The organism is Rhodococcus sp. AH-ZY2, from assembly GCF_030916465.1.
Taxonomy (GTDB): Bacteria; Actinomycetota; Actinomycetes; order Mycobacteriales; family Mycobacteriaceae; genus Rhodococcus; species Rhodococcus ruber.
On record NZ_CP126458.1, the window covers coordinates 3,132,294 to 3,145,730 of the forward strand.

Genomic DNA, 13,437 nt, shown 5'->3' on the forward strand with positions numbered 1-13,437 from the left:
GCCCCGGCGAACCGGACGGATGCCTTCCGGCACCCAGCGCAGGGCCTATAGTCCCTGATCGGGGCCATTCCGGGAACCGGAGGACGGCACGCACCGTGGAGGCGCACACCCTCAGGACACAATCACGGATCAGCCACGATGTAAATATTTCGGCGGTTAATTCTCGCAGATCGGGATATGGAAATTGCCACTCCGCGAAAGTGTTGACTCCATTTCCTCGCCACCTTTACGGTTACGAAGCCTGAACAACTGCTTTGGGGGGAAAGACCTTCCGCCCACGGTCCGCTCGCCTCGGGCGAGCACGCTGCAAAGGAGTACCCATGCCTGCACCACACCACTTGCCCGGACCGAACGCGGACGTCTGGGATTGGCAGATGCACGGACTGTGTCGTGGGGTGGACTCCTCGATGTTCTTCCACCCGGACGGTGAGCGCGGCCGGGCCAGGGCGCAGCGCGAGAGCCGGGCCAAGGAGATGTGCCGGCAGTGCCCGGTGCTCGTGCAGTGCCGGGAGCACGCTCTGGCGGTGTCCGAGCCGTACGGCATCTGGGGCGGCATGTCCGAGACCGAACGGGAGATGTACGCGCGGCACCGACGACGGCGGATCGCGGTCTGACCGGCCCGCCGGACGACACCACGAGACGACGAAGCCCCGCACGGATTGTTCCGTGCGGGGCTTCGCAGTTCCCGGGTACCCGGCCGACTCCGCGGCCGGGCACCCGGCTCGCTAGTGAGCGTGACCGTGGCCGTGACCGGCCTCGGGCGCCTCCTCCGGCTTGTCGACGACGGCGCTCTCCGTGGTCAGCACCATCCGCGCCACCGAGGACGCGTTGACGACCGCGGACCGGGTCACCTTGACCGGATCCACGACACCGTCGGCGAGCAGGTCACCGTAGGTGAGGGTGGCTGCGTTGAACCCGGACCCGGCGGGGGCCTCGGACACCTTGTTCACCACGACCGACCCGTCGAGGCCGGCGTTAGCGGCGATCCAGTACAGCGGGGCCGCGAGCGCGGCGCGCAGCACGGCGACACCCGTGGCCTCGTCACCCGAGAGCGAGTTCTCGAGCGCGTCCAGCTCCCGGGCGGCCTGCACGAGCGCCGAACCACCACCGGGCACGATGCCCTCTTCGACCGCGGCCTTGGCGGCGTTGACAGCGTCCTCGACACGGAACTTGCGCTCCTTGAGGTCGGTCTCGGTGGCTGCACCCACCTTGATCACCGCGACGCCGCCGGAGAGCTTCGCGAGCCGCTCCTCGAGCTTCTCCCGGTCCCAGTCGGAATCGGTGGCCTCGATCTCGCGACGCAGCTGCGCGACGCGGTTCTCGATGTCCTGTTGCGTACCGGCACCGTCCACGATCGTGGTGCTGTCCTTGGTGACCACCACCCGGCGGGCCGAACCGAGCAGGTCGAGACCGGCATCCTTCAGGGTCAACCCGACGTCGGAGTTGATGACGGTGCCGGCGGTGACGACGGCGAGGTCGTCGAGGAACGCCTTGCGGCGGTCACCGAAGAACGGCGCCTTGACCGCGACGGCCTTGAGGGTCTTGCGGATGGAGTTGACCACGAGGGTGGAGAGCACCTCCCCCTCGACGTCCTCCGCGATGATCAGGACGGGCTTGCCGTTCTCGGCGATCTTCTCGAGCAGCGGCAGGAAATCGGGCAGGGAGCCGATCTTGTCGCGGTAGAGGAGGATGACGGCATCCTCGAGCACCGCCTGCTGTGCGTCGATGTCGGTGATGAAGTAGGGCGACAGGAAGCCCTTGTCGAACTGGACGCCCTCGGTGACGACGAGCTCGGTCTGGAGCGTCGAGGATTCCTCGACGGTGACGACACCGTCCTTGCCGACGGTGCTCAGGGCCTCGCCGACCATGTTGCCGATCTCCTCGTCGCGCGAGGAGACGGTGGCGACCTGGGCGATGGCCTCCTTGCCCTCGACCGGGGTGGCGGCGGCAAGGAGCGCCTCCGACACCTTCTCGGCGGCCCGGCCGATGCCGTTGCCGAGTGCGATGGGGTTGGCGCCGGCCGCGACGTTCTTCAGGCCGGCCTTGATGATGGCCTGGGCGAGCACGGTGGCGGTGGTGGTGCCGTCACCGGCGACGTCGTTGGTCTTGGTGGCCACGCTCTTGACCAGCTGGGCGCCGAGGTTCTCGAACGGGTCCTCCAGCTCGATCTCCCGGGCGATGCTGACACCGTCGTTGGTGACGGTCGGGCCGCCGAACGCCTTGGCGAGCACCACGTGCCGCCCACGCGGGCCGAGGGTGACCTTGACGGCGTCGGCGAGCTGATCGACGCCACGCTCGAGTGCCCGCCGCGCGGTCTCGTTGAACTCGATTTGCTTGGACATGTTCTCCGACTACTCCTGGAACGAAGGATCCGGAACGGACTCCGCCCCGGGTCCGAGGCGGAACTCCGGGGCGGAATGCGTGCGGCTTACTTGGCGACGACGGCCAGCACGTCGCGAGCCGACAGGATCAGGTACTCCTGGCCGGCGTACTTGATCTCGGTTCCGCCGTACTTGCTGTAGATGACGACGTCGCCTTCCTTGACATCGAGGGGGATGCGCTTCTCACCCTCGTCGTCCCAGCGGCCGGGGCCGACGGCGACGACGGTGCCCTCCTGGGGCTTCTCCTTCGCCGTGTCCGGGATGACCAGGCCGGAGGCAGTCGTCGTCTCGGCCTCGTTGGCCTGGACGAGGATCTTGTCCTCGAGCGGCTTGATGTTCACGCTCGCCACGATGAGCCCTCCACTTTCAGGGGTTCGATGGTCCGAGGCCTCTTGTCGTCCTCGGACAGGGTTTGTTCAGTCACCACGGTGACTCCGCGCGTAGTCCCGTCGTCGCGGGTGCCGGAACACGCTCGGCGTCGACTAGCACTCTATACACGCGAGTGCCAGCGCTCAAGGGCAGAGGGTGCTGAATGCGCTCGTGTCGCCTCGGACGCACCACGACCGCGACGAGCGGGCCCCCACCCGGGCGACCTCCGCACGAGTGCACCCCGTTCGTCGGGCTCCGGACCCACCGCGGGCCGCCGACCCCGCACGTGCCCGTCGCGTCCGCAACCGAGGAGACCGAACTGTGACCATTCGTACCCGGAACCGAGCCGCGGGTGCTCCCCTGCCGAGATGACGTCCGTTCGGCACCCGTGCCCACGACGCTCCACTCGCGCCGCCCTCCGAGAGTACGGCTCCGAGCTGGGACGACAGCGGCCGAACGGACGAACCACCCGCGCCCGGCACCGACGTCGGGCGCGTGTGGCGGAACAGGGACGCCGCGCCGCCGCGCCGCCGGGCGGGCCGAGATCGGCGGTTTTCGGCGCGCGCCCGCACACCCCCGTCTGTTACGTTCGGATAACGGAGACCGAACGCGTGACCATTCGGTGACTTTGCGGCTCGACCGCGTCCCTGTCCGCCGGTCACGCACGGGAGGGGAACTATGCGCACGTCGCTGGGAATTTCCACCGGCGCTTCCGGAGTGGGCTCGGCCCTCGTCGTCGAGGGGCCGGGAGAGCACACCACCGAGTACCGATTTCTCGCCGCCGATCCCGAGACCGCCGGCGACCTGGGCGACCTCGTCATCGATGCCCTCTCCCTCATGAGCACCCAGATCGACGGACACGCCGTCCCCGACGCGGTGGCGGTGGCCTATCGAACCTCCGAGCACGCGGAGGCGATCCGCTCCGCGTCGGTGCGCGACGGCCACATCGTCCATCTGGTTCCGGAGACGACGGCCGTGCTCGCCTACCTGAACAGCACCGGGCTCGTCGACACCGCCGACACCCTCGCCGTCGCCGACCTGGGGGCGTCGGGATTCACCGTCTCCGTCGTCGACCGACGGTCCGGGTCGATGCTGCGCTCGGCCCGGACCGGGGACGTCGGGGGCGGAGCCGTCCGTGCCCGCGTCTACGACCACGTGCGCCGCCGGATCGGCCGTACCCGTGGCCGCATCCCGATCGACCCCGCCCTGCTGACGGTGCGCTGTCAGGGCGCACTCGAGGCCCTCGGAGAGGCGTCCACGACCCGGATCGAACTCGGTGACGCCGGACCGGCGGTGCCCCTGACCCGCACGGAACTCGACGAGATGGTGGCCGATCTCAGCGACACCGCGGCGACGTTCACCCGGCGGGTCTGCCACACCGAACCGCGGCCGCAGATGCTGGCGCTCGTGGGCGGCGCAGCGGCGATGCCGGCTCTGGCCGACGCCGTGACCTCGGCCTTCGCCGGCCCCGTCGCGGTGGTGCCGGAACCGGCCACCGCCGCGGCCCACGGCGCCGCGCTGCTCGCCGCGTCGTCACGACTGTCCTCCTATCCGTCGGTAGGTGCCTCGACCCCGACGGCGGGCACCCCCGGCGGCAAGGTCTCCGGTGCCCTCGCCGGGGCGCTCGTGATCGGTGCGCTCGTCGCGGGCTATGCGACCGACCAGATCGCGTCCGACGACACCGCCGTGTCCCCCGCCGGGACCAGCGGCCAGGCCACGACCCAGCCGGCGGCGGCCGTCCCCGACACCGGACACACGCAGATCCCCTCCGAGGATCCCCACGCCGCCGTCACCACGACAGCTGCCGACAACGGCTACGCACGCACGGACACGCCGGTGCCCTATCCCACTCCCACCGTGCCCGAGTCGTCGACGACCACGCCGGCGACGACCACGCCGCCCAGCACACCGGAATCGACGACGAGCGAGCGGCCCGAGTCGCCTGCGGACGTCCCCGGCACCGACCGGCCGTGGCAGTTGCCGGGAACCCTCCCGAGCGTTCCGCTGCCGACCGTCCCGCTGCCGACGCTGCCCGGCACGACGCCGTCCGAGAGCACGACACCGAGCTCGACGACGTCCGCGCCGCCGTCCGAGTTCGCACCACCCGAGACGACGACCGAGACCTCCTCGACCGCGGCCCCGGCGGAGGAGGCGACGAGCACGTCACCGCCTCTCATCGAACCGTCACCGGCCGCCTGATCGCGCCCGCCGATCCCCGCAGCGTCGGGTCAGGCAGGCACCTGGGCGATCTCGACCGGCAGGCCGGGATCGGTGCCGACGGTGAGCGCGGAGGGCTGGGCGCCCCCGGCGATCAGATGCGCTCCCAGCGCGGCGATCATCACCCCGTTGTCGGTGCACAGGCGCGGCCGCGGCACCCGCAGCGCGATCCCGGCGGCCGCGCAGCGCTCCTCGGCGAGCTCACGCAGGCGGGAATTGGCAGTGGCTCCACCGCCGAGGACCAGCGTGTCCACGCCCACGTCCTGCGCGGCCCGCACCGCCTTCATCGTCAGCACGTCGGCGACCGCTTCCTGGAAACCGGCCGCCACGTCCTCGAGCGGGACCGGCTCGCCGGAGCGCTCGCGCGCCTCGACGAACCGCGCGACAGCCGTCTTGAGCCCGGAGAAGGAGAAGTCGTGCCGGGCGTCGCGCGGCCCCGTCATCCCCCGCGGGAACACCACCGCGGTGCGGTCACCGTTCTGTGCGGCCCGGTCCAGCGCGGGACCGCCCGGGAAACCGAGTCCGAGCAGCCGGGCGACCTTGTCGAACGCCTCGCCGGCCGCGTCGTCGACCGTCGTGCCCAGCTCGACGATCGGCTGACGGCCGAGATCCTCGACGTGCAGCAGGTGGGTGTGCCCGCCGGAGACCAGCAGCGCCACGCACGGTGGCATCGGTCCGTGTTCGATGGTGTCCACGGCGACGTGCCCACCGAGATGGTTGATCGCGTAGAACGGCACGTCCCACGCCGCCGCATACGCCTTGGCTGCCGCGACACCGACGAGCAGTGCGCCGGCGAGACCGGGCCCGATCGTCACGCACACGGCGTCGGGCTTGGTGACACCGGCGGCAGCCAGCGCCCGTCGCATGGTCGGAACGATCGCCTCGAGGTGCGCGCGGGACGCGATCTCCGGGACGACGCCACCGAAGCGGGCGTGTTCGTCGACGCTCGAGGCCACCTCGTCGGCGAGCAGGTCGAGCGTGCCGTCGCCGACCCACCGGACGATGCCCACGCCCGTCTCGTCGCAGGAACTCTCGATCCCCATCACGATCACGACTGTGACTCCTTCCGCCGGTCCGGCCGGCACATGGTGTACGCGTCGGCCCCGCTCGGCTGGTAGTACCGCTTCCTCGTCCCGACGATCTCGAAACCCTCCCGGCGGTACAGCGCGATCGCTGCGTCGTTGTCGGTGCGCACCTCGAGGAACACGGGACCGCCCCAGGCGTCGGCCGTCCGCAACAGCTCGGCGAGCAACGCGCCACCGACGCCGCGGCGCCGCTGTCGTGGGTCCACCCCGATGGTGTGGACCTCCGATTCCGGATGAACCGCGGTGCCGAGACGCGCGAGACCGGCGTAGCCGATGAGCCGGCCTTCCTCGTCCCGGGCGGCGACGTAGTGGTTCTGCGGTGCCGCCAGCTCGGCACGGAACGCGTCGGCGCTCCACGGGTCGTCACCGGGGAACAGGATCCGTTCCAGCTCAGCGCACCGGGCGACGTCGGACGGCTGCAGCGCGTCGACGAGGGGACGAGGGTCGTGGGTGGTCATTTCTTCTTCCGGTCCGCCGTCTCCACCGCGTCCGGGCGGCGCAGGTACAGGGGCACCAGGGGCTCGGGCTCCACCCCGGCGAGCAGGTCCGCGACGGCCACGGCGACCAGCCCTGCCGGGGAGGGTGTGGCCACCGAATGCGCGGGCAGCTCGAACAGGTCGACGTGCGGGCGGGATCCCGCGATCCGCTGCGACGGCTCCGCCTTCAGATCCGCCGGCCTGCACACCCCCGGCCCCTCGAGGCGGACGCCGCCGGAGTACCGCGCCCAGTACACCTCGCGGCGACGAGCGTCGGTGACGACGAGAAGATCACCGGCACTCTCGCCGGCTCCCGGCCCCGTACCGTCGGCGTCCGCACCCAGGACGTCGGCCGCGATCGCGTCGAGACTGCACACGCCGTACACCGGCACGTCGAGGGCGTCGCCGAAGGCAGCGGCGGTCGCCATGCCCACGCGCAACCCGGTGAACGGCCCCGGGCCGACACCGACGACGACGGCGTCGAGATCGGCCGGCGTGCGCCCGGTGGACGACAGACACTCGAGGATCTGCGGGGTCAGTACCTCGGCATGGGCGCGTGGATCGTCCGTGACCCGCACGGCCAGCGTCTCGATGCCGGCGGTCCCTGGTTCACCGCGGTCGTCCACCCGGACGAGACCTGCGGTGACGGCGGGGGTGGCGGTATCCACGGCGAGAACGAGCACGAGTATCCAGAGTACCGCCGAGCGCGGCGGTCACCCCACCCAGGACCAGGTGGCGGTGCGCACGTCCGAGTCCGGTTCGCGGCGCAGCCGCACCCGCAGGTGCCGTTCGGTGAGCGCCTCGACCAGTCCCTCACCCCATTCCACGACGACCACGGCGGCGGTCAGGTCGGTGTCGAGGTCGAGAGCGTCGAGTTCGTCGAGGGCGTTCGGTCCGTCCCCGAGGCGGTAGGCGTCGACGTGGATCATGCCCACGGGTTCGCCCTCGGTGCGACCGCCGGGGCGATGCTCGCGGGCGATGACGAAGGTGGGCGAGGTGACCCGGCCCTGCACCCCGAGGCCTGCCGCGATGCCACGGGTCAGGGCGGTCTTCCCGGCGCCGAGCGGTCCGTCCAGCACTACGAGATCGCCGGCGTGCAGCTGTTCTGCCAGGCGCCGGCCCAGTGCCTCGGTGTCCTCGACCGTGGGCAGCTCGGCGCTGCGCTCGGTGTGCGTGCCGGCGGCGAGATCGTCACCCAATTGCGGCGCGCCTCCTGCCGGCGTCGTGGGCGAACCCGCGTTGGATCAGCCGGTCGAGCGCACCGACGACGACCTCGGGGAATTCGAGTTGCACCAGGTGCCCGGCGCCGCGGACCCGCTTGAGCTCGACGTCCGGGAGTGCCGCCGCGAGTTCCTCGGAGCCGGAGAACGGGATGATCATGTCGGCGTCCCCGCACAGCACGAGGGCGGGCACCCGACCCAGCACCGGCAGGGCCGCGGACTCGTCGTGCAGTTCCAGGGTGCGCAGGAAGTTCACGATGGTCAGCACCGAGGTTTCCGCCAGCATCCGGTCGGAGAATTCGACGAGCTTCGGGCTGACCACGGTCCCGTAGGACGCCGCGCGCAGGATCGGCGCGATGATCGCCTTGGCGGCACCGCGGGTGTACTGCACGAAGCCCGGCGCGGTGCGGGCCAGGTGCCGGAATCCGTCGATCACCGGGTTCTCGAGGTTGCGGCCGATGCCGGTCTTGGTCAGGCCGGCCGCGGTGGTGGCGAGCAGTCCGACGCCGACGATGCGTTGGTCGAACAGTTCCGGGCGCTGCGCAGCCAGCGCGATGGTCGTCATTCCGCCCATCGAGTGCCCGACCACGACCACCGGGCCGGTGGGGGCGACCGTGTCGATGACCGTCCCCAGATCGCGGCCGAGTTGGGCGATGGTGCAGGACTTCGACCTCGGCGCGCCGGACTCCCCGTGGCCGCGCTGATCGTAGAACACCATCCGCACGTCCTTGCCCCAGCGCTCCTGCAGGTGCCGCATCTGCAGGTGCCAGGACTGCATGCGCAGGCAGTACCCGTGCACGAACACGATCGTCAGCGGCGCCAGAGCCGAGCCGACCTCGCGCACGGCGAGTTCGACGCCGTCCTCGGTGCGGACGGTGCGCTTGGGCAGCGCGAGCATCGCATCGAAGTCTTCCTCGCCGTAGATCTCGTGCGCGGGCAGGCCCGCGGTGCGCACCGCGTACAGTCCCGCGTTCGAGCCGAGCGTGGCCAGGCTCGCACCCAACAGTCCCAGACTGCCCAACAGCGTCATCGCCGCTCGCCTCCTCCGCCACCGACGTAGGTGCGGACGGTGCGCCCGCCCACGCCGGTGACCACCTCGTAATTGATGGTGTCCAGCAGGTCTGCCCACTCCTGCGCGACAGGCTCGCCGTGACGACCGTCACCGAAGAAGAACGCGGTATCGCCTTCTTTTACTCCGTCCCCGTCCGGTCCGAGATCGACCACGACCTGGTCCATGCACACGCGGCCGAGCTGAGGGCGGCGACGTCCGCCGAGCTGCACCTCGAAGCGGCCGCTGAGATTGCGCCGGATTCCGTCGGCGTAGCCCATCGGCAACAGGGCCACGGTGGTGTCGACGGGCGCCACCCAGCGATGCCCGTACGACACCCCGGACCCTGCACGCACCTTCTTCACCAGCGCCACCCTCGTTCGCAACGTCATTGCGGGCCGGAACCCGAAGTCCCCGACCTCGGGGATCGGGGACAACCCGTACATCGCTATACCCGGTCTGACCATGTCAAAACGCAGGTCAGGACGCGTGACAGTGGCTGCCGAGTTCGACAGGTGCACCACCTCGGGTCTCATGCCGTGGCGGCTCAGATCCGCGACGGCCTCGCGCAACCGGTCCCGCTGGCAGTCGATCTCGGGGTGACCGAGTTCGTCCGCGTGTGCGAGATGGGAAAAGGCGCCGCGCAGCCGGATCGCGCCCTCGGCGCGGGCCCGGCCCAGGTCCTGCAGAAATTCCGGCCATTCGTCGCGTGCCACGCCGTTGCGGTTGAGTCCGGTGTCGATCTTCGCGGTGAGCACCGCGGTCACGCCCGTTTCCCGAGCTGCGGCAACGATCGACGCGAGATGCCGGGTCGACGAAACCCCCAACTCGACGCCGGCGGTGATCGCGGGTGCGAAATCGGCGTCGACGGTGTGCAGCCAGGACAACACGGGCACGTCGATCCCGGCGCGACGCAGTTCGAGTGCCTCGGTCAGGGTCGTCACCCCCAGCTCGCGCGCCCCGGCGGCCACGGCGGCCCGCGCGACCGGGACGGCACCGTGGTTGTATGCGTCGGCCTTGACGACGGCCATCACCGCCGCCTCCCCGGCGAACTCCTGCAGCCGCCGCACGTTCTCGGCCACGGCGTCGAGGTCGATCAGCGCCTCGGCCTGCGGCAGGTCGTGGTGGAGGTGGTTGCGGGGTCGGGGTTCGGCCGTGGTCATGGGTCCCGATCCTGCCACTGCGGGCGAAGTGGCCCGCAGCACGGTCGACGGTGTCGGGTCACGATTCGGCCATGCCCCGCAGACGGCGTACTGCCGTGGGCACCCGGTCGAGGATCGCACTCGCCGACGTCGGCGCCCCGGCGCCGTCGACGCCCCCGCGCGCGGCCGTGTCCGCCGCGAACGCATGGGCCCGCGCACCGGCCGCGGCGGCGAGGTCCGGGGCCATACCGGCGGACATCAGTGCCCCGATCATCCCGGACAGGACGTCGCCCGCCCCGGCGGTGGCGGCCCACGACCCGCCGGCCTCGTTGACGAACACGTGCCCGGCCGGGTTCGCGATCAGCGTCGAGCGGCCCTTGAGCAGTACGTGCACTCCCCAGTCGGCGGCCAGGGCTCGCACCGCCGTCACCCGGTCCGGCTCGGGCCGGCGGCCGGTGAGCCGCGCGAACTCCCCGGCGTGCGGGGTCAACAGCGTCGGGGCGTGTCGGCCGCGGACCAGTTCGGGCTGCCGGGACAGCAGCGTCAGCCCGTCGGCATCGACGAGGACGGGCAGATCCGTCGCCAGCACCTCGCGCAGGGTGTCGGCCGCCTGGTGATCGGTGCCGCCGCCGGGCCCGATCACCCACGCCTGGACGCGGCCCGCCTCGGCGAACGACGGCGCGGCCACCACTTCGGGGAACCGGGCCAGGACGACGGGCGCGGCGCTGCCGGCGTAGCGGACCATGCCGGACGTCGCGGCCACCGCCCCGCCGGCGCAGAGCACGCCGGCACCCGGGAACCGGGCGCTCCCGGCGACGATGCCCACGACGCCCTGGCTGTACTTGTCGTCGTCGGCGCCGGGCACCGGCCAGATCGCGCCGATCTCGGCCGGCTCGGCCGCCACCAGGTGCGCCGGGGACAGGTCGAGACCGATGTCGACGAGCTCGACCCGCCCACAGCGGGCCGGGGCGAGGACGTGGACAGGCTTGTACGCACCGAACGTGACGGTCACGGCCGCGGTGACGGCCGGTCCGTCCACGGCACCGGTATCCGGGTCCACGCCGCTGGGGGTGTCCACGGCGACGATCGGCGCGGTGATCTGCTCGACGACCGCCGCGGCCGCCGGGCGCAGCGGGCCCCGGCCCGAGATGCCGACGATTCCGTCGAGCACGAGATCCGGGTCACCGATCCGCCCGGGATCGGCCGGCACGAGGCGTCCCCCGGCGGCACGCAGCGCCGCGGCCCCCGCCTGATGGGCCCGCTCCGGGTCGAGGAGCAGCGCCGTGACCGCGACCCCGCGGCGACGCAGGAACGCGCCCGCCCACAGGGCGTCGCCGCCGTTGTCGCCCGATCCGACGAGCAGGCTCACGTGCCGACCGGCGACGGAACCGGTGCGCGCATGCAGTTCCGTCGCCGCGATCCGGGCGAGCCCGAACGCGGCACGACGCATCAACGTGCCCTCGGGCAGGGCTGCGAGCAGCGGCGCCTCCGCCGCCCGCACCTGCTCACACGGGTAGTAGCTGCGCATCGGGTCTCCCGCCGGGGTCGCTATTCCACCGTCACGGACTTGGCGAGGTTGCGGGGCTTGTCGACGTCGTAGCCGCGGGTCTGGGCGACCTCGGCGGCGAACACCTGCAGCGGCACGGTCGACAGCAGCGGCTGCAGCAACGTCGGCGCCGCCGGGATCTCGATGAGGTGGTCGGCGAACGGCCGCACCGCCTCGTCGCCCTCCTCGGCGATCACCACCGTCCGCGCGCCCCGGGCCTGGATCTCCCGGATGTTGCTCAGCAACTTCGAGTGCAGCACCGCCCGCCCCTTCGGCGACGGCATCACCACGATCACCGGCAGCCCGTCCTCGATCAGCGCGATCGGACCGTGCTTGAGCTCGCCCGCGGCGAAGCCCTCGGCATGCATGTACGCCAGCTCCTTGAGCTTGAGCGCACCCTCGAGCGCCACCGGATACCCCACGTGCCGGCCCAGGAACAGCACCGTCGACGACGACGCCAGCTCCCGCGCCAGCCGCCGCACCGGCTCGACCGTCTCGAGCACCCGCGCGATCAGGTGCGGCATCGCGGCCAGGTCGGCGTACTCGCGGGCCACCTCGTCCGGATACTTGGTGCCGCGGGCCTGCGCCAACGCCAACCCCACCAGGTAGTTCGCGGCGACCTGCGCCAGGAACGCCTTGGTCGAGGCCACCCCGATCTCCGGCCCGGCCCGGGTGTAGAGCACCGCGTCGGCCTCCCGGGGGATCTGCGCGCCGTTGGTGTTGCACACCGCCAGCACCCGCGCCTTCTGATCCTTCGCGTGCCGCACCGCCTCGAGGGTGTCGGCGGTCTCCCCGGACTGGGAGATCGCCACCACCAGCGTCGACCGGTCCAGCACCGGATCCCGGTACCGGAACTCGCTGGCCAGCTCCACCTCCACCGGCAGCCGCGTCCAGTGCTCGATCGCGTACTTGGCCACCAGACCCGAGTGGTACGCACTGCCGCAGGCGACGACGAACACCTTGTCCACATCGCGCAGCTCCTGATCCGACAGCCGCTGCTCGTCGAGCACGATGCGACCGCCGGCGAAGTGCCCGAGCAGCGTGTCGCCCACCGCGGCGGGCTGCTCCTCGATCTCCTTGAGCATGAAGTAGTCGTGGCCGCCCTTCTCGGCGGCCGCCAGATCCCAGTCGATCTCGAACGGCCGGGTCGCCACGTCGGTGTCCCCGTCGAAGTCCGACACCCGGTACCCGTCGGCGGTGATCACCACCACCTGGTCCTGCCCGAGCTCGACCGCGTGCCGGGTGTGCTCGATGAACGCCGCCACGTCCGAGGCCACGAACGTCTCCCCGTCCCCGACCCCGACCACCAGCGGCGTCGACCGGCGCGCCGCCACGATCGTGCCCGGATGCTCGGCGTGGGTGAACACCAGCGTGAACGCCCCCTCGAGCCGGCGCAGCACCGACAGCGCACTGGCCTCGAAATCCCCCGCGGTCGGCCCCTCGGCATACGCCCGGGCCACCAGATGCACCGCCACCTCGGTGTCGGTGTCGCTGGCGAACTCCACCCCGGCCTTCTCGAGCTCCACCCGCAACGGCGCGAAGTTCTCGATGATGCCGTTGTGCACCACCGCCACCTTCCCCGTCGCGTCCCGGTGCGGGTGCGCGTTCCGATCGGTCGGGCGACCGTGCGTGGCCCACCGGGTGTGGCCCATGCCGGTGGTCCCGGCGAAGTGCTCGGCCCCGACCTCGTCGAGCTCGGCCTCCAGATTCGCCAGCCGACCGGCCTTGCGCTCCACCGCCAGACCACCCGCGCCGTCCAGGACCGCCACCCCGGCCGAGTCGTAGCCCCGGTACTCCATCCGCCGCAGTGCCTCCACCACGACATCGAGAGCCGGGCGGTGCCCGACGTACCCCACGATTCCGCACATGGTTAGCAGGGTACTGGTCCGCGACCCGCCGGTAACAACTCGTCCGTGTCCCCGACGGGTGGCACGCGCGAAGCTGATCATCGGC

General features: G+C 71.5%; 12 protein-coding genes. 2 read left to right on the forward strand and 10 right to left on the reverse strand.

Translation table 11 applies throughout. The annotated features are described in order from the left end of the window. Positions 1–320: 320 nt before the first annotated feature. Positions 321–614 (forward strand): WhiB family transcriptional regulator, encoded by a 294-nt coding sequence (locus QNA09_RS15510; protein WP_010595567.1) that lies wholly within the window; start codon positions 321–323, stop codon positions 612–614. Positions 615–725: 111 nt separating this feature from the next. Here the strand turns inward: QNA09_RS15510 and groL are convergent, their stop codons facing one another. Together groL and groES are read right to left on the reverse strand one after the other, a co-directional pair. Continuing rightward, entirely contained in the window at positions 726–2,342 is a 1,617-nt protein-coding gene (gene groL, locus QNA09_RS15515; protein WP_048773469.1) for a chaperonin GroEL, read from the reverse strand. Positions 2,343–2,428: 86 nt separating this feature from the next. Continuing rightward, complete coding sequence (groES, locus tag QNA09_RS15520) at positions 2,429–2,731, reverse strand: co-chaperone GroES (protein WP_003938034.1); 303 nt, start codon at positions 2,729–2,731, stop codon at positions 2,429–2,431. Between the two features lie 697 nt (positions 2,732–3,428). Here groES and QNA09_RS15525 point away from each other — a divergent pair. After that, a complete protein-coding gene (locus QNA09_RS15525; RefSeq protein ID WP_225223063.1) occupies positions 3,429–4,949 on the forward strand; it encodes an Hsp70 family protein in 1,521 nt (506 codons plus the stop codon). Between the two features lie 29 nt (positions 4,950–4,978). On the opposite strand, the gene tsaD is transcribed toward QNA09_RS15525, so the two are convergent. From tsaD to glmS, 8 genes are read right to left on the reverse strand one after another with little or no spacing between them, the layout of a single operon-like run. After that, positions 4,979–6,019, reverse strand: a complete 1,041-nt coding sequence (gene tsaD, locus QNA09_RS15530; RefSeq protein WP_010595570.1) for a tRNA (adenosine(37)-N6)-threonylcarbamoyltransferase complex transferase subunit TsaD — start codon at positions 6,017–6,019, stop codon at positions 4,979–4,981. Then, positions 6,016–6,510, reverse strand: a complete 495-nt coding sequence (rimI, locus tag QNA09_RS15535; RefSeq protein WP_010595571.1) for a ribosomal protein S18-alanine N-acetyltransferase — start codon at positions 6,508–6,510, stop codon at positions 6,016–6,018. Before rimI ends, tsaD begins: the two co-directional genes overlap by 4 nt. Continuing rightward, a complete protein-coding gene (gene tsaB / locus QNA09_RS15540; RefSeq protein WP_017679650.1) occupies positions 6,507–7,211 on the reverse strand; it encodes a tRNA (adenosine(37)-N6)-threonylcarbamoyltransferase complex dimerization subunit type 1 TsaB in 705 nt (234 codons plus the stop codon). The genes rimI and tsaB overlap by 4 nt, the downstream gene beginning before the upstream one ends. 30 nt (positions 7,212–7,241) lie before the next feature. Then, the gene (gene tsaE / locus QNA09_RS15545; RefSeq protein WP_010595573.1) at positions 7,242–7,727 is read right to left on the reverse strand and encodes a tRNA (adenosine(37)-N6)-threonylcarbamoyltransferase complex ATPase subunit type 1 TsaE; all 486 of its coding nucleotides are present in this window, start codon (positions 7,725–7,727) and stop codon (positions 7,242–7,244) included. After that, complete coding sequence (locus QNA09_RS15550; RefSeq protein WP_010595574.1) at positions 7,720–8,778, reverse strand: alpha/beta fold hydrolase; 1,059 nt, start codon at positions 8,776–8,778, stop codon at positions 7,720–7,722. Before QNA09_RS15550 ends, tsaE begins: the two co-directional genes overlap by 8 nt. Continuing rightward, positions 8,775–9,959 carry an alanine racemase gene (gene alr, locus QNA09_RS15555; RefSeq protein WP_010595575.1) on the reverse strand — a complete coding sequence of 395 codons (1,185 nt, stop codon included), beginning with the start codon at positions 9,957–9,959 and terminating at the stop codon, positions 8,775–8,777. The genes QNA09_RS15550 and alr overlap by 4 nt, the downstream gene beginning before the upstream one ends. Before the next feature lie 58 nt (positions 9,960–10,017). Beyond that, positions 10,018–11,466 carry a bifunctional ADP-dependent NAD(P)H-hydrate dehydratase/NAD(P)H-hydrate epimerase gene (locus tag QNA09_RS15560; protein WP_040272370.1) on the reverse strand — a complete coding sequence of 483 codons (1,449 nt, stop codon included), beginning with the start codon at positions 11,464–11,466 and terminating at the stop codon, positions 10,018–10,020. A gap of 20 nt (positions 11,467–11,486) precedes the next feature. Then, positions 11,487–13,352 (reverse strand): glutamine--fructose-6-phosphate transaminase (isomerizing), encoded by a 1,866-nt coding sequence (glmS, locus tag QNA09_RS15565; protein WP_017679652.1) that lies wholly within the window; start codon positions 13,350–13,352, stop codon positions 11,487–11,489. Positions 13,353–13,437: the final 85 nt, after the last annotated feature.